The sequence below is a fragment of the Natrinema sp. SYSU A 869 genome, from assembly GCF_019879105.1.
In the GTDB taxonomy this organism is placed as follows: Archaea; Halobacteriota; Halobacteria; order Halobacteriales; family Natrialbaceae; genus Natrinema.
This window is the reverse complement of the sequence record NZ_CP082249.1, coordinates 3,040,792-3,055,855: the sequence shown is the minus strand read 5'-3', so window position 1 is coordinate 3,055,855 and position 15,064 is coordinate 3,040,792. Positions and strand designations below refer to the sequence as shown.

17 protein-coding genes and 1 tRNA gene are annotated in these 15,064 nt (G+C 60.0%); 3 read left to right on the top strand and 15 right to left on the bottom strand.

Annotated features, from left to right (window positions below; translation table 11 throughout):
• Positions 1-47 precede the first annotated feature (47 nt).
• The 7 genes from K6I40_RS23265 to K6I40_RS23235 all read right to left on the bottom strand — a co-directional run bounded on the left by K6I40_RS23265 (position 48) and on the right by K6I40_RS23235 (position 4,874).
• Positions 48-182: a 30S ribosomal protein S27ae gene (locus tag K6I40_RS23265; protein ID WP_222917139.1), complete on the bottom strand. Its 135-nt coding sequence runs from the start codon at positions 180-182 to the stop codon at positions 48-50.
• On the bottom strand, positions 183-497 hold the full coding sequence (locus K6I40_RS23260; protein WP_222917137.1) for a 30S ribosomal protein S24e: 315 nt from the start codon (positions 495-497) through the stop codon (positions 183-185).
• A 126-nt stretch (positions 498-623) separates the two neighbouring features.
• Positions 624-1,685: a glycoside hydrolase gene (locus K6I40_RS23255; protein WP_222917135.1), complete on the bottom strand. Its 1,062-nt coding sequence runs from the start codon at positions 1,683-1,685 to the stop codon at positions 624-626.
• A gap of 7 nt (positions 1,686-1,692) precedes the next feature.
• Entirely contained in the window at positions 1,693-2,508 is an 816-nt protein-coding gene (locus K6I40_RS23250) for a helix-turn-helix domain-containing protein (RefSeq protein WP_255681841.1), read from the bottom strand.
• A 259-nt stretch (positions 2,509-2,767) separates the two neighbouring features.
• Positions 2,768-3,883, bottom strand: a complete 1,116-nt coding sequence (locus K6I40_RS23245) for a GNAT family N-acetyltransferase (RefSeq protein WP_222917133.1) — start codon at positions 3,881-3,883, stop codon at positions 2,768-2,770.
• A gap of 286 nt (positions 3,884-4,169) precedes the next feature.
• The gene (locus K6I40_RS23240) at positions 4,170-4,496 is read right to left on the bottom strand and encodes a HalOD1 output domain-containing protein (RefSeq protein ID WP_222917131.1); all 327 of its coding nucleotides are present in this window, start codon (positions 4,494-4,496) and stop codon (positions 4,170-4,172) included.
• A 183-nt stretch (positions 4,497-4,679) separates the two neighbouring features.
• A complete protein-coding gene (locus tag K6I40_RS23235) occupies positions 4,680-4,874 on the bottom strand; it encodes a hypothetical protein (RefSeq protein WP_222917129.1) in 195 nt (64 codons plus the stop codon).
• A gap of 876 nt (positions 4,875-5,750) precedes the next feature.
• On the opposite strand from K6I40_RS23235, the gene K6I40_RS23230 reads away from it, so the two are divergent.
• The 3 genes from K6I40_RS23230 to K6I40_RS23220 all read left to right on the top strand — a co-directional run bounded on the left by K6I40_RS23230 (position 5,751) and on the right by K6I40_RS23220 (position 7,640).
• The gene (locus tag K6I40_RS23230) at positions 5,751-6,410 is read left to right on the top strand and encodes a hypothetical protein (protein WP_222917127.1); all 660 of its coding nucleotides are present in this window, start codon (positions 5,751-5,753) and stop codon (positions 6,408-6,410) included.
• A 199-nt stretch (positions 6,411-6,609) separates the two neighbouring features.
• Positions 6,610-6,780, top strand: a complete 171-nt coding sequence (locus tag K6I40_RS23225; protein ID WP_222917125.1) for a hypothetical protein — start codon at positions 6,610-6,612, stop codon at positions 6,778-6,780.
• 74 nt (positions 6,781-6,854) lie between these two features.
• Positions 6,855-7,640, top strand: a complete 786-nt coding sequence (locus K6I40_RS23220; protein WP_222917123.1) for a M48 family metalloprotease — start codon at positions 6,855-6,857, stop codon at positions 7,638-7,640.
• 389 nt (positions 7,641-8,029) lie between these two features.
• Here K6I40_RS23220 and K6I40_RS23215 read toward each other — a convergent pair.
• The 8 genes from K6I40_RS23215 to K6I40_RS23180 all read right to left on the bottom strand — a co-directional run bounded on the left by K6I40_RS23215 (position 8,030) and on the right by K6I40_RS23180 (position 14,950).
• Positions 8,030-8,101: transfer RNA gene (locus K6I40_RS23215), tRNA-Ala, on the bottom strand.
• A 223-nt stretch (positions 8,102-8,324) separates the two neighbouring features.
• Positions 8,325-9,026, bottom strand: coding sequence for a rhomboid family intramembrane serine protease (locus tag K6I40_RS23210; RefSeq protein ID WP_222917121.1), 702 nt, complete (start codon positions 9,024-9,026; stop codon positions 8,325-8,327).
• Between the two features lie 342 nt (positions 9,027-9,368).
• Complete coding sequence (gene rpsJ, locus K6I40_RS23205; RefSeq protein WP_004215311.1) at positions 9,369-9,677, bottom strand: 30S ribosomal protein S10; 309 nt, start codon at positions 9,675-9,677, stop codon at positions 9,369-9,371.
• Positions 9,678-10,943: a translation elongation factor EF-1 subunit alpha gene (gene tuf, locus K6I40_RS23200; protein ID WP_222917119.1), complete on the bottom strand. Its 1,266-nt coding sequence runs from the start codon at positions 10,941-10,943 to the stop codon at positions 9,678-9,680.
• Positions 10,944-11,395: 452 nt separating this feature from the next.
• Positions 11,396-12,343, bottom strand: coding sequence for a homoserine dehydrogenase (locus K6I40_RS23195; RefSeq protein WP_222917112.1), 948 nt, complete (start codon positions 12,341-12,343; stop codon positions 11,396-11,398).
• Entirely contained in the window at positions 12,343-12,912 is a 570-nt protein-coding gene (locus K6I40_RS23190) for an amino acid-binding protein (RefSeq protein WP_222917110.1), read from the bottom strand. The genes K6I40_RS23195 and K6I40_RS23190 overlap by 1 nt, the downstream gene beginning before the upstream one ends.
• A 154-nt stretch (positions 12,913-13,066) precedes the next feature.
• Entirely contained in the window at positions 13,067-13,432 is a 366-nt protein-coding gene (locus K6I40_RS23185) for a NifU family protein (RefSeq protein ID WP_222917108.1), read from the bottom strand.
• A 60-nt stretch (positions 13,433-13,492) separates the two neighbouring features.
• On the bottom strand, positions 13,493-14,950 hold the full coding sequence (locus K6I40_RS23180) for a hypothetical protein (protein ID WP_222917106.1): 1,458 nt from the start codon (positions 14,948-14,950) through the stop codon (positions 13,493-13,495).
• Positions 14,951-15,064 lie beyond the last annotated feature (114 nt).

Sequence of the window (15,064 nt, the reverse complement as noted above, 5' to 3'; positions counted from 1 at the left end):
TTCGACGTGCCACATCCGTATTCGGCACGTCGCCCATCGGTCGGAGGTTACTCCCACTCAGTATAACTGCACTTCCCGCAGTGCTTGCGGTCGCCGTGATCGGCGAGGAAGACGTCACCACAGCGGGGGCACAGTTCGCCCTCGGTGCTGCCGTCGTCGCCGTAGAGTTCGTGTCGTGCCATTTATGCTTCCTCCGCCTCGGCTTCGGCCTCGTCGTCCGCGCCGATCTTGTTTCGCTCGAGCATGTGGTCTTGCTCGACTTCGCGGGCGTAGTCGTCGGTCTCGTAGACTTTCGCCTGACCAACGGTCTTGCGCATCCCGAACTTGGTGTCGAGTTTGCGGATGACGACCTCGTCGGCGTCCTTGTTCAGCTTCGCCGCGAGGCTGTCACGGACCTGCAGACGGGAGGGCGTGGCGTCCTCGTGGACGAGTTCGAAGGTCACGTCCGTTCGATGCAACATGGGGTTCTCCGTTTCGGAGATGATGTCGACGTCCATGATATCACTCAGTTACCTTACTATCCCCGTGTAGCGCCTAAAAGGATTTCGAAGCGGCCCACCCGCTTCGACGTGATCGACCACCGAGGGAACCGGCAGTACGTCGAATTCAGCGGTCGAATTGGCTCACGGGAGTGCGACCAATCCGCGCGGTGTCTGTGACTCGAGTCCTGCCGGCCAGTCGATATCGATCCCATCCCACGAGTCGCCGAAGTCACGCGTGACGAAGAGGCCACGGTTGGTCACAGCGTAGACGAGACCCGGCTCACCCGTCGTCGCGAACACCGCTCGGACGACGCCCTCGCCGGTCGGGAGGCCACGTCCGTCGAGTCGATCCCACGAGGTGTCGCCCGTACGACGGTAGACGTACGACTCCGCCCTGCTTTCCGTGTGGGCCGTTGATGCGCTGCGTGCGCTCGAGACGAGCACGCGGTCCGGATCACCGGGGTCGGGGACGACGCTCCAACAGTATCGGTGGTCGAGCCCCGTCTGTGGCCGCCGCCACGTTTCGCCGCCGTCGTCGCTCTCGGCGTAGCCGTCGCCGGCTGCAGCGTAGAGCCGTCCCTCGCGGTCGGGATGGGTCGCCAGACTGTGGTTATCCCGGCGCGATCCCGGCGGTCGTTCGTGCCAGGTCTCGCCGCCGTCGGGCGTGTACACGAACGCGCCCGCCTCGATCCCGACGTACAGTCGGTCGGGATCGTACGGATCGACCTCGAGCCAGCGGACGTGGTGGGTCTGTGGCCGCGGCGGGAACAACCACTCGGCTTCGGAGGGGAGATCGGTCAGTCCCTCGAGATGGGCCCACGTTTCGCCGCCGTCGCGAGACCGGTAGATTCGGCTGGGCTCGGTGCCGGCGTAGACGACTTGTCGTCCGCGCGGGCTGATCGTCACTGCCGTCACGCGATCGCTCTCGAGGGGCTCATCGGATTCGGTTCCGCCCGTTGGTGTCCGCGTCCCGGCTGCGAACTCGGTCTCGAGGCGGACGAACGTCTCGCCGCCGTCGGTGCTTCGGAACAGGCCGTCCGCGACGGTCCCGACGTAGTAGCGGGCCGGCGCGTCGGGGACCGCTGTGACGCACTCGAGGTTGCGGCCCTCGAGTCGCGTCTTCGTCGTCCAGTCGCCAGGTTCGGTCTCGTCGCCCGTACAGACGAGCAAACGATCTCGGAGTGCGATACTTACCCGTACCATACGAAAGCTAACGGGATCCCAACGAATATACTGTCGCACAAGGTCTACTTGCGAGGACGACTGATTCGACAGTCGGTCCTTGCAGTCGCCACGAGCGGAGACGGTTATCGAGACGGGCCGGTCGGTGTCGGGCCCCGCTCACGGTCGGTTTCGGTCTGCCGGTCGTCGCCAGTGACGAGCGTCGACATGAGCCGGGCTTCGATCCGGCGGAGGTGTTGGCCGACAGTCCCCGCGGAACAATCGAGCCGGGCAGCGATGTCCCGTAGGTCACCTGACGGGGCTCCTCGTAGTAGCCCTCTCTGACCGCAACGCGCAGGACCTCTCGCTGGCGGGCCGTCAGGGCGGTGAAGGGCTGCTCCTCAGACGGGTCGTAGTTACCGAGGCGCTCTATTTCGACGTCGACGATCGCCTGTGTCTCCTCGATGACCCGGCGTAACGCCTCCTCACGGCCGATCTCCGAGACGCGAAGGCTCCGGTTCTCCGGCCCCGTATACTCGAGGGGATAGTTCAGCAACACTGCGTGTCGACGATGGATCGCGAGAAGCTCGCGCGTGAGGTCGCTGGGCCGATAGTGCAACTGGAGGATCGTCGTCTCGCCGTCATTGGTGAGCTGATAGTCGACGACCGTCGGCCCCGTTTCCTCGAGCGCACTCTGGACGGCCGTCCGCTCTCCCCGTATCACCTTTTGAGTGATGATCGTCTCGTCGGTGAGCTGATCGATATTTTGAATGGACTCGAACGTAATGCCTCGCTCACGGAGTCGTTCTGCGCCCTGATCGAAGTATCCCCGTGTTGGTGTGAGAGCGTATGTCACGTATCGCATGCAACCGAATGACTGGTTTATCACAGAAAACAGTTGTGACTGTTTATCGGTTAATTAAATAACGAACGTAAGTGGTACGAATTTGGATCGCGTCTACAGGCTGATATCCGCGCCGCAATCGAACGCTCGAACGGGATCCCTTACCATTGTAAATAACGACAGGATTGGTAGTATTCGCTGCTCCGACCGGTTATTTTCGATCGATCGGGCGTCAGCGCAATGCGACGACGAGTGCAACGTCCACTCCTCTCGAGACAGATTACGTATAATACGGCCAGTATAGCGCTCGTCCGGCCTTTACTAGCGGCCAGAGGGGACTACACCCGCGTTCCCAGATGAGGATCGGGACGGCCCGACCGCCGAACCCCTCCTTGAATCGGAAGACGCCATCCTCGAAGTCCGTGTTCGTACTCCCGAAGTCGTAGGTCTCGTATCCGTGGTCGATCCCCCACTGGAACACGTGATCGTAGAGCAGTTCCGAGGCGTGATCGTCGAAATACTCCCGCGGAACGGCGGCGAAAAAGCCGTGAATCGAGTCGCGCTCCTCGTCGAGCAACTCGAGCATTCCGCCGGCGTACTCGCCGTCGATCCGAATGGTCAACAAGAGGAGTCGGTCATCCATCGTCTGGAGCGCCTCGAAGAACGAGAACGGGTACACCTCCCCGCCGACGCGGTCCATGACGCGTTCGTAGGTGCTGTAGAATCGCTGTAGGTTCTCTCGAGTGATCTCCTCCTCGACGATTTCGTAATCGACGTCCTGTCCGTGTTCGATTCCCCGCCGCCGGGTCCGGCTCATGTCGGCGAGGATTTCGTCGCGCCCCTTCGTGAGATCGAGCAGGAACCGGCACTCACGGCGGTAGGGTTGGTAGCCGTTGGACTGGAGCGTGTCGTTGTATCGGAGATAGCTCATGTCCAGCCCCCGGATCTGGTGGACGATTGTCCGCCCGCGACAGAGTTTCGGGATGGCCTTGCTGACACGCTCGAGGGACTCCGTCGTATCCGTCGGGAGCAATGGTCCGCCAAATCCCGGGTACAGCGACGAGAGCCGGTTGAACGGCGTCTTCTCGATTTCGACCACGAAGTTTGGCATCCCCCCGATCGTGTTCCCGTCCTTGGTGACCTCGAGGTGGCGGGGCGTGTAGCCGAGTCCCGTCTCGATCGCGTTGAGCCACTCGTAGCGATGGAACACGCTGCCGCGGCTCGAGCGCTCGACGATCCCGTTCCACTCCGCTTTCCCCACGTCCCGTATCGAGTCGACGACGGTCACCTCGAGACTCGATTCCCCGTTCCTCGCGGATTGCCCGTAGCGGTTCGCGAACAGCGACCCGATACGATGGACTCTGGAGCGAGTGTTGCCGCCGGTCTTTTGTGCCATTGTTCCCTCTCAAGAGGGGTTCCCTATTTGGTAGTCCGTCCATTCCTTCCCGGGTCGCTGACGGTAACGGCACCCAACCGATTCGAGGCCGAAGCTGTTTGGTGGGTAGCAACCAGATAACGGGTTCTCGAGGCGGCGGTTCCGGTCGTCGCCGCACGTGGCCGACCCTAATCATCGGGGTCGATATGCCGGCTACAGCCGCTAACGCGCTCGCGTTCGGGGCCGAACTCGAGTCCGGCCTCTCGCCGGCGCTCGAGACGGATGCGGATCGGACCGATACCGGCTCCTATCGGTCGGAGCCCACCGACGGTTTCCGCGGGGGATCGTCGACGATCCGTATCGATCCGGCTCCGTCGACGACAACGGTGTGGCCCTCGTATCCGAACGACACGCTCACCGACCGGTCGCGTTGTTCGGCGTGGGTGACGATCTCCGCCAGCGCGTCGACCTCCACAGTGTCGTAGAGGGGCTCGAGATCGGTTTCGTCGACGCCAGTTATCGTAGCGATGCTCCGGATGATGGCCTCTACCATCGTTTCATCCAATTTCCGTTCCGTCACGAACGGGGTGCCACCATCGGCTCTGCAGTCATCGTGATACTGGAAGTCGTTCATAAAGCCGTGTGAAATATATGGATAAACGATGATCAACGTTCCCCCAATGTGTTTTGTGGGTGATAGTACGAACGAGCGAAACGACGGCCGAGAGGCTCTCTCGGACGCGATCCTGTCTCGCCGACTCGAGGCGGCCGTTCCGAACAACCCCGACGGTGGGCACTGCGCCCGCCGAAAGGGTCATTACTCATCGCCCAAACCCGGGAGCGCGGCGGGCGACACGCGGCAGCCACAGGGAGCCGCGTAGGCGTCCATCGGCCCGACGACGGTCGTCGTGATGATCGGCTCCCCGCAGCTCGGGCAGTCCGGCAGCACGCTCGAGTCGTCCGGGTCCTGTTCGTTCGTGGGTTCACTCGCGCTTGAGGCATCGTTCGTCATCGTGGCCTCCGCTCGAGGGTAGCAGCGGTCTCGATGACGGGCACCGCAGGTGTTTCTGTCGGGTGATTCAGCGGTCGTGCGGGACGTTTATATCCCGGTAGAATGTACGGAATCATGGCTTTCGAAGCCTCGTCGGCTTGGAAGCCACGTCTCGGGTGGTGCAACACCCGGGGCATTTCGTTGCGTGCCCCCTGTGTCTCGCGGAGAGTGGCTTCCGTTATAGTTTCTAACTGTTAGTTACTTATATCTACTGTTGGATGATGGGATTGGTTTGGGTTCTTTTTTGAGGTCGTCGCTCATCGACTCACCTCAGGATTGTCAACGAAATGGTTGAATTCGGTACTCTTACCGTGGCATAGCGCGCATTCAAGCATGGTCTCAGTGTAATGGGACCGCGGACGAATCGCGCACGGCGCTGTGTCTGGATGGCTCACTCAGGTCTTTTAGAAAAAGATGCTAACGGAGCAACCCCTTTTATTCAATCACGAAAAAAGGACGCCGATATCTTAAAGGGGATTTAGAGATAGACAGTTCAGATGACAATTAATGTCTGGACGAATACTAGGAAAAAGTGACTACCGATTAGAATGGGGGCTCACTCAGTCATATCATCTCATATCAAATGGATATAATATATGTAAGATATCAGTCTTATTCGTAATACTTGGTTATGTACTTGGCGGTGTTCTAACAGATGGGGACTCATTGTTTTCAATCTATTCTGAAATCCCATCTGCGCTAGGAGAAAGTATACTGCAAATCATACTAACTGCCTCTTTCATATTTTTGATAAGTTAAACCGCGGTATTCCAACAAAACCATCTCAGTTTCGATATATTGATGCGTTTTTGGATTTTGATAACAGGAGCATCATGGGTGATATACGGTAGAATTTTTAACTATTACAGTTCATCTTCGCCTGAAAATCCGATTATCTATCTCCCATGGGTGATATTTCTCACAGGGCTCTTATCAATAAATGCTGGTATAGCGATAAATGGGCTATCAAGATTTATATTACAGATTATATACGTAATGTCTAATTGTAAAGATCCAAGAAAGGAGATTAAGTCTGTAACATCGTCAATTTGGCGTTCACTCAGAATACTGAAAAAGATTCAGGCAATCTCTGAGAGGAATGATGAGAACTATCTAAAGACGTTCAAAAGGGTAGTCGGAGAAGGGATCAATTCTATAGATGAGAATGGCTTTACTAAGAAAGAAGAAATAGAATCTGTAGTTGAAAGAGATCCTATAGTAGATAAGAGACTAGTTTCGAGCCATCTTCCATTCATTATTTCTTATTTAATGGTGATGACTGCGACAATGTCCATAATATGGTATGACTTCAACAACAGTTATTCATATATGCTTGATTTTGCGTCACTTCTGTTATTCCTAAGCTCCCCTATTGGGGTAATCTCTGGCATATTTAAAGATTCAGACTATGTATCATATGTGTCCTATGAATGGAATTCAGAACCTCTTTCTATCTATTATTATACTTCATTTTTGTTATTTTATTCTTTCTTATAGCTACCGGCTATGTTTCGGTGGTGGATTCTGTCCAAATCACAGATCGCTATAAATATCAAATGATTGGCTGCTACTTAGCGATAGTCCTCCCAGCATTTTATTATCTGTATAGTCGAATAGCCCATTTCAGAGAATATAAAAGAATGTGATTTGGTTTTATATGGTGTCTTTATGTAGGATCGGGAGGCCAAAGACAGCGATGGTCTCTCCGCAAGATCCGCAGGATGACCTACTGATAGTGGAAGTGCTCATTTACTATGGCCATGAGTTTGAGGACACTAATTCGAACCGAGCCACCCAGGCGTGGCAACTCGCCGCCGATCTCGCAGGCGAGCATGAACTCACACTACTCGAGCACTCACCGCAGTAGTACTCAACACCGCGATATTCGCTCTCAGCTTTTTATGCCTGCTCGTCGCGCTGAGCCTCTTCGTCTCCTCGATCGTGCCGAACCAACTCCTGGACTGGACCGCCATCGCTGCACTCGGTGGCATCCTCGGTTTGCTCACCGTCGCCTGGTGGATTCCACGGACGATCCGAAACGAGCGCCGGTACCTCCTCGAGAAGACGAGACACGTCGCAGAGACGGACGCAGTAGAACTCGAGGCGACAGTCAGACGACTTGCCACCCAGTTCGATGTTCCAACGCCTGCGTTGCGAGTGCAACCGATCAACACGCCAGTAGCATATACGACCTCCCGACCGGCAGCTCCCCTCGTGAGAACGGGGACCGCGAATACTCCGGTCGTGGTTCTCTCGACCGGACTCATCGAAACCGTGTCACCGGCGGAACTCGAGGCCATCCTCGCACACGAACTCGCGCATATCGTCAATGACGATCTCAGGCTGATCACAGCTATCCTCGTCCCACTCATGACTGCTGAGCTTCTGTACGAGGGGACGTCCCCGTCGGACCCCCTCGATCTCATCGGGTATCTCCTTGCAACCGTTGCCGCGATCGGCGTCGGCGTGTTTTCTCGAGAGGTGGCAGCAGATCGAGCCGCTGCGATTGTGACCGGGAACCCAGCGCAACTCGCAGCCGCACTCGAACGACTCTACGAGTCCGAACCACAACGGCCATCTGAAGACCTTCGAAACCATGCCCAAGTGACGAATGCTGTCAATTTCGTTCCGACGATCACCCCCGAGCGAACTGCTGGTCATCTCTGGTCGACACATCCCTCACTCGAGACGCGTATCGAAGAACTGCAATCGGTGATAGAAGACTAATTGTGGAACTGGCACACTGTCTGGAACCCGTTCTGAGAACAGCATCCGGCGGACCAAAGATGGTTCCCGCGCAGCGTGAAACCGACCGCAGCCGCCGTAGTGGATCGTGCTTTGACTTCGACCACTTCTCGAGGGCTTCGCTGACGACCGTGGCGACGTTCTCAAAGCTTCCACCTTCAGCAGAGAACTGTATCCGCACGAAACAGGACTCGCCGGAAGTCACGCGAGCGAAGCGACGTGAAGGAGCGGACTCACCAGGATTTGAATCCGAAATGTGACGTTCCTGCTCGCTCGTTCTACTCGCTTCGCAAGCTGAACTCAGAGGGCTTCAAATCCCGCCTTCGACGACGATTCGCACCGCTCGTGAATTTGCTCGCGGCGCAGAATAGTGGACTCGCCGGGATTTGAACCCGGGGCCTCTTCCTTGCGAAGGAAGCGATCTACCACTGATCTACGAGCCCTCGCACGTTCCTAACCCCGGTTTCTATTTGTAGCTTGTGTTTCGGGGACGGATCGGGACACGACACCACGGGGACTGGACTCGAGACGGGTCGCCGATCGACGAATGTAGATAGTACAATCGTGAGTAGTAAAATCGCGATTGAGATACGCGTCTGAATATCGGTGAACCGCCGCGAAACGATCGTCTGAGTGATCCATGGTCCGTCGTCTCCCATCGAGCGCTCAGATTCCCGCGGAGTCCGACCGAGCGCTCGAGCCGACGGCGAGGACTCGAGCACGCCCGCCGACGGCCCCGACCAGGAACCCGGTGAAGTGGGCGATCAGCGCGACGCCGGGCGAGGCGGTGGCGAGGGTGACCGCGATCGCGAGCCCGACGAAGACGAGGAGCGCCAGCCAGTCAGGGATGTCGACGAACGAGGCCAGCCCGTTCGAGAGACGGTTCGACGTGACGAGATAGCCCAGCAGGGCGAAGACGGCACCACTGGCCCCGAGGACGGATGTCGACGCGACGGGGACGAACGGCATCGCCGCGAGGGCGCCCGTCAGAACGACCTGGGAAATCCCCGCGATCGCACCCATGATCGCGAAGAAGGCGTGGAAACGGAGTCGCGTCGTGGCTCGCGCGACCGGCCAGCCGAAGACGAGCAGCGCGAGGGTGTTCGAGACGAGATGGCCCAGCCCGCTGTGGGCGTAGACGCTCGTCACGATCGTCCACGGGTTCGTCGTCAGCGGTGGCGCGAGAACGAAGAATGTGCCCATCACGCCCGCAAACGCGGTAATTTCCTTGGCGACGTAGACGACTGCGAAGACGACGAGCACCTCGAGAATGGGGCTCCCTGAGCCCGTCTCTGCCCCGCCGTCGCCACTGGAATCGGATCGCATGTCGAGTTCCGACTGCGTTCGTGACTGCGAGCGCCTCGCCATACGAATGACTGCGATGGCGAACGTCAAAAGTCCCAGCACTTCTGGTGGAGGGAACTCTGATGCGGGCTCGAGTAGAGTACTGATGAGGTCCGAATGGGGAGTTCTGACGACCGGGCTCGAGTGGGCTGCGATCGTGGTGGCGAGGGGCAGCCCACACTCACCGCAGCCGAGTTCTACTCACGGGTATGCGGGACGGTGAAACCGTTGTCCAACGGGACGACGGACAGAAGAACTCGTGACTGTTTCGAGTCGCTCAGCTGTTGCTCGCTGAATCGTGTTCGCCGGCTGTAAAAACGGTAAATAACTCGTATCCGAGTCGATCAGAACGGCCTCGATGAGCGATTAGTCTTCGAGGACGATCTCGATCGAGACGTCGTTTGGCACCTGAATGCGCATGAGCTGTCGGAGTGCGCGTTCGTCGGCGTCCAGATCGATCAGGCGCTTGTGGACGCGCATCTCCCAGTGCTCCCACGTTGCAGTACCCTCGCCGTCAGGCGACTTCCGGGTCGGCACTTCGAGGGTTTTCGTCGGCAGCGGGATGGGCCCGCTCAGGTTGACGCCGGTGTTGTTCGCGATCTCGCGGACGTCGTCACAGATATCGTCGAGGTCGTCTGGACTCGTGCCCGCGAGTCGAACGCGTGCCTGCTGCATTTATTGTTTCTCGTGAACTTCGAGGACCTTTCCGGCGGCGATGGTCTGACCCATGTCGCGGATGGCGAAGCTCCCGAGTTCGGGGATTTCACTGGATGGCTCGATGCTGAGGGGTTTTTGTGGTCGGATAGTGACCACGGCAGCGTCACCCGACTGGATGAAGTCTGGGTTCTCCTCGGCGACCTCGCCGCTCGAGGGGTCCATTTTCTTGTCGATGGACTCGATCGTACAGGCAACCTGAGCCGTGTGTGCGTGGAAGACTGGCGTGTAGCCAGCCGTGATCACGGATGGGTGCTGCATGACGACGACCTGGGCCTGGAACGTCTCGGCGACGCTTGGCGGGTCGTCGGCGGGGCCACAGACGTCACCGCGGCGGATGTCGTCCTTACCGATGCCGCGGACGTTGAATCCGACGTTGTCACCGGGATCTGCTTTGGGCACCTCTTCGTGGTGCATCTCGATCGTCTTGACCTCACCGCCCACGTCGCTGGGCTGGAAGGAGACGTTGTCGCCGGTGTTCAGGATGCCGGTCTCGATACGTCCGACGGGGACGGTACCGATACCGGAGATGGTGTAGACGTCCTGAATCGGGAGTCGAAGCGGCGCGTCCGTCGGTGGCTCCGGCTCTGGCAGGCTGTTCAGGGCCTCGAGCAGGATTTCGCCGTCGTACCACGACGTGTTGTCGGACTCCTCGGCGATGTTGTCGCCTTCGAACGCCGAGATCGGGATGAACGAGGCGTCCTCGGTGTTGAACTGGACCTGCTTGAGCAGCTGATTGACTTCTTCGACGACATCATCGTACGTCGACTCTTTGTAGTCGACGATGTCCATCTTGTTGATGCCGATGATGAGTTCGTCGATACCGAGGGTTCGAGCCAGGAAAACGTGCTCCTGGGTCTGGGGCGCGACACCGTCGTCAGCGGCGACGACGAGGACGGCGTTGTCCGCCTGGGATGCGCCCGTGATCATGTTCTTCACGAAGTCGCGGTGGCCAGGACAGTCGACGATGGTGAAGTCGTACTCGTCGGTTGAGAACTCCTGGTGGGCGATGTCGATGGTGACACCACGCTCTCGTTCCTCGGCGAGGTTGTCCATGACGTAGGCGAACTCGAAGCCGCCCTTGCCCTTCTCTTCCGCTTCTTCGCGGTGCTGTTCGATGACGTGCTCGGGTACGCTCCCCGTCTCGTAGAGGAGTCGTCCCACGAGCGTACTCTTGCCGTGGTCAACGTGACCGATGATGGCCAGGTTCTGGTGTTGGTCGCTCATTGTTGTAGCTCACGCGCAGAGGCGCTTATATCGGTCCCTTTGGCTCGTTGCGGTTAAAACCATTTCGAAAGCGTATTCTGGTGATCCCGACGCCCTCTTGCGGTTTGGCTAGCATTCACACGCCACGGAACGTTCGAGAGACGCCGACTGTCGGTGAGGAAACGGCCACGAGAGCAGTGAGAACCCGCCGAAGTGCACCGAAATTCCGACGCGCGTCCGATCGACGGTCTCGCCCGGCAGAGGCGACCCGCCGCTCGACGACGCCGGTCTCGATTTCAACTGGTCGTACCGAGGTGCAACATGCGGAGACAAGAGACGGCATTCGAGCGAGACGAGAAATGGAGCGAGCCACAGAAGTAGTCGAGCGATCTCATACGGTCTACTGTAAGTCATTGCCGGCGCAACCCCGTCCGCTCTGGGGTTGCGCCGGTAAATCGTTACAGTAATCCGTATCAGAGCGGCGGCAGCCGACCGACGTCCGAGAGCACTGCCGTCGCCGTCTCCGGACCACCGGCACCACGGCCGCTCGAGTGAAGCGAGCCCGCGTTCCGCGTTTCGATCTGAACGATGTTGCGCGTGCCGGTCACGGCCAGCGCGCCGTTTTCGGGGACGAGCCGCGGTCCGACGCGGACGCCGTCGCGGGTCGCCTCGCCGATGAGACGGATCGTGCGGCCGTCCTCGGCGGCGAGATCGAGCGCGCTGCCCGGAATATTCTGGATACCCTCGACAGTCGCGTCCTCGAGCGTGAACCCGCCGTCGGCGAGTACGTTCGCGAGGATGACGAACTTCAGCGCGGCGTCGGTGCCGTCGACGTCGAAGGTCGGGTCGGCCTCGGCGACGCCCAGGTCTTGGGCCTCCGCGAGGACGTGTTCGTAGTCCAGCCCTTCGGCGGCCATCCGAGTGAGGATGAAGTTCGCAGTGCCGTTGAGCACGCCTCGGACCGCGGTAACGGCCTGTGGCGTACAGTCCTCGACCGTCGAGAGCACTGGAATCGCGCCGCCGACGGTCGCCTCGAATCGGATCGAGCCTGCGTGCTCGTCCTCGATCGCGCGGAGTTCTTCGTAGCGCTCTGCGACCGGACCCTTGTTCGCCAGTACGACGTGGCGGTCGGCCTTGAGTGCACGTTTCACGTGCGTGAAGCCGGGTTCGGCGTCGCCGAGCGTCGTCGGGGTCGCCTCGATCAGCACGTCGTACTCAGTTCCGAAGACATCGTCGGGGTCGCTGGGACCGACAGCCTTGCCGCCGACCTTGCGTTTGAGGACCTCGTTGACGGCGATTCCGTCGGGATCGACCGCGGCGGTGGTAGAGTCGGCGAGCGCGACGACCTCGTGATCGTACTCGCCAGCGAGGTCTGCGACCGACCGACCGACGTCACCAGCACCGAGGATCGCGAGTCGCATCAGGTCTCACCTCCGAGCAATGGTTCGACGAGAGTCAGGTCCTTGTCATCACCGATCGATCGGATGGCTGTGAGTACGTCCTCGGCGCGACCGGAGTCGATCGCGAGTCGCGCACGCGCACTCGAGATACCCTCGGTTCCCTCGGGCGCGGCCAGTGAGAGGTCCAGTACGACGGCGTCGGCCTCGTCCTCGATCCGCGAGAGGGTATTCGAGAGGTCGGTTTCGACGAGGTGACCGATCAGCACGACGTTTACCTCCTCGCCGTAGTGCTCCGCGCCGGCCTGAATGACGTTCACACCAGCGTCGCGGAGTCCTTCGACGATGTCGTCGAACCGATCCGGCGGACACTCTAGGTCGACCTCGACGGGGATGTGGCCGCGGGGCGTGATATTGCCGCGCTCGTGGTGGATACTCAACAGATTACCGCCGTTGTCAGCGATGGGGGCGAGCGTGCGAAGCAACTCGCCGGGTTCATCGACGAGTTCGAGCCGGACGGTATAGGCCCGAAGGCCGCCGTCGGTCTCGGTGTCGAGTTCGTCCTTGTCACCAGGGTCGGGCGCGTTACCCATCGCCGACACCTCCTGCCTGTAGGCGTCTACTCGTCATGATATCTGATGTCCGTAATGGGCGCGTAAAAGGATATAGGACTTCCCAAAACTATCCGTCCCTGTCAACTGGGACCACACGGTGCGGGCTTCTAGACGGGAACGGACTCGAGGGCACTCAGAGGTGGTCTTTCCCCGGGTTCGACGAGCCCCAGTCGCCGCGGCCGCCTTCGGTCCGGTCGACGCCCATGATCGTTTCGGGCTGGTCGGGGCCGCCGAGGCTGTCGCGTGCGTCGGGGACCCGTACCGTGACCTCGTCGATCTCGGGCCAAGTGATGAGTTCGGCCTCGATGTTGCCCGTCGTCACGCCGCTGACCGAACAGCCCTTACAGCCGCCACCGAGTTCGATAATGACCTCGCCGGTCTCGGGGTCGGCCGCCCGCACCGCGCTGGTCCCGCCGTGCATTTGGATAATTGGCATCTCGCGCGCCATCCACTGCTCGACGCGTTCTTTTAGCGACGCCTCGTCCTCGGAATCAGTCATGTGCTATGCTAGGCACTGGAACGGTGAATAAGTTCGGTTGCATGGCCGAAATCAGCCGAATTAATCCTGAACGTTTCCGCGTCGACGCAGCCGCTCGAGGGCGACCCCGCTACCGATGAGACCGGCGACGCCAGTGAATCCGGGGATCGAGTCGTCGGTGTTTCCGGTCTCGTTCTCGCTGGATTCGGTTCCGCCCTCGGACCCGTTCGCACCGTCGCTTCCGCCCGTCTCGTTCCCATTTATTTCCCAGTCGGCGGGGTCCTGAAGCGACGGCGGGTCGGCCTGTTCGCCAGGCTCGATCGGGAAGGTGTAGAGAGCGCCCTCGATCGATGTGTTCGGGATCGCCTCCGTACTGCTCGCGAGGAACGTTTCCCCGGGTTTGACGACGCGTGCGGTCCAAAACCCCGTCGTTCCGGGGTCACGCCACCAGGCGAGCCGTTCGGGGGCAGTAGGATCGGAGATATCGTGGATCTGCACGCCCGCTCGGTACCACGACGAGTAGAGTTGCCCGTTGCGAAGCTCGAAGTTGTGCGACGTCGTCCACATCCCGCCACTGCGGGACTCGTCGGTCGTCCGCGGTGGATCGATCGATCCCCGGTGCTCCGGCCGTTCGGGGTCGCTCACGTCGTAGAGGTCGATCCCGCCCGGCCGATCGGGCTCCTCGCCGCCGGTTGCCCAGGCCTCCCGGCCGACCGCCAGCAACTCGCCGGTGTCATCGACCGCGGCATAGTGATCGTTGCCCGGCAACCCGTAGACGGCCTCCTGGCCGCCGATCTCGCGTTGCTCCGCGAGCGTGGTGTCCGAGACATGGGAGACGTAGCCGGGGTCGTTCGGATCGCTGACGTCGATCAGATAGGTTCCGGCGTTCCAGTAGGGAAGGTATGCGGTTTCGTCCTGGACGTAGACATCGTGCAGGTAGCGGGCAAGCCAGTTGATATCCCGCCACCCGGGCTCGTGTTCCACAAGGGACCAGTAGCCGAGTTGCGTGATTTCGTCGCCCCCGACATCGAAGATCACGAGCGGGTTCTGATCGCCTGTGTTCGCGGGGACGAACAAGAGATCGTCCTCGAGATAGCAGTTATGAATGTGGTACCCGGTATCGTGTGCACCGGTTGAGACAGGATTTGCGGGATCGCTGACGTCGTAGCAGCAAAATCCCGTCGTCGAAAAACCGGGGTTCGCCGGCCCCGCGGCGACCAGTCGATCGCCATCAACGGTCACGTCGAGGACCTCAGACAGGATCCCGCCGCTGAGTTCGATGTCGCGTTCCTCGGCGAGAACCGTTGGCTCCGCGGGATCGCTCACGTCGACGGACGCGAATCCGGTGGTCGCAGCGACGTATGCGGTCTCGCCGTCGTCGCCGACGACGGCTTCCGCGGCACCGGTAACGGGGACCTGTCCGAGCGGTTCGTACACCCCCTGTACGGCCGCACCGCTCGATCGGGACGCCGCCGCTGCGGTCGGCAGGGACAGGGCAAGGCCGACACTACTCGCTCGGAGGAACGCTCTCCGCTCCATAATTACGCCACCGGAGCGCAGGTATATAGAGGTGGCCACTCGAGCCGGAGATTCCGCTCGGCGGACAGATCGGTATCCGAGCGTCGCGCGTCTCGCAGTCCGGACGCCGATCGG

Bases quoted from the DNA above. Each gene is read 5' to 3' on its own strand.
- K6I40_RS23265 (WP_222917139.1), bottom strand. From the start codon at position 182: ATGGCACGACACGAACTCTACGGCGACGACGGCAGCACCGAGGGCGAA.
- K6I40_RS23260 (WP_222917137.1), bottom strand. From the start codon at position 497: ATGGACGTCGACATCATCTCCGAAACGGAGAACCCCATGTTGCATCGA.
- K6I40_RS23255 (WP_222917135.1), bottom strand. From the start codon at position 1,685: ATGGTACGGGTAAGTATCGCACTCCGAGATCGTTTGCTCGTCTGTACG.
- K6I40_RS23250 (WP_255681841.1), bottom strand. From the start codon at position 2,508: ATGCGATACGTGACATACGCTCTCACACCAACACGGGGATACTTCGAT.
- K6I40_RS23245 (WP_222917133.1), bottom strand. From the start codon at position 3,883: ATGGCACAAAAGACCGGCGGCAACACTCGCTCCAGAGTCCATCGTATC.
- K6I40_RS23240 (WP_222917131.1), bottom strand. From the start codon at position 4,496: ATGAACGACTTCCAGTATCACGATGACTGCAGAGCCGATGGTGGCACC.
- K6I40_RS23235 (WP_222917129.1), bottom strand. From the start codon at position 4,874: ATGACGAACGATGCCTCAAGCGCGAGTGAACCCACGAACGAACAGGAC.
- K6I40_RS23225 (WP_222917125.1), top strand. From the start codon at position 6,610: ATGGTCTCTCCGCAAGATCCGCAGGATGACCTACTGATAGTGGAAGTG.
- K6I40_RS23210 (WP_222917121.1), bottom strand. From the start codon at position 9,026: ATGGCGAGGCGCTCGCAGTCACGAACGCAGTCGGAACTCGACATGCGA.
- rpsJ (WP_004215311.1), bottom strand. From the start codon at position 9,677: ATGCAGCAGGCACGCGTTCGACTCGCGGGCACGAGTCCAGACGACCTC.
- tuf (WP_222917119.1), bottom strand. From the start codon at position 10,943: ATGAGCGACCAACACCAGAACCTGGCCATCATCGGTCACGTTGACCAC.
- K6I40_RS23195 (WP_222917112.1), bottom strand. From the start codon at position 12,343: ATGCGACTCGCGATCCTCGGTGCTGGTGACGTCGGTCGGTCGGTCGCA.
- K6I40_RS23190 (WP_222917110.1), bottom strand. From the start codon at position 12,912: ATGGGTAACGCGCCCGACCCTGGTGACAAGGACGAACTCGACACCGAG.
- K6I40_RS23185 (WP_222917108.1), bottom strand. From the start codon at position 13,432: ATGACTGATTCCGAGGACGAGGCGTCGCTAAAAGAACGCGTCGAGCAG.
- K6I40_RS23180 (WP_222917106.1), bottom strand. From the start codon at position 14,950: ATGGAGCGGAGAGCGTTCCTCCGAGCGAGTAGTGTCGGCCTTGCCCTG.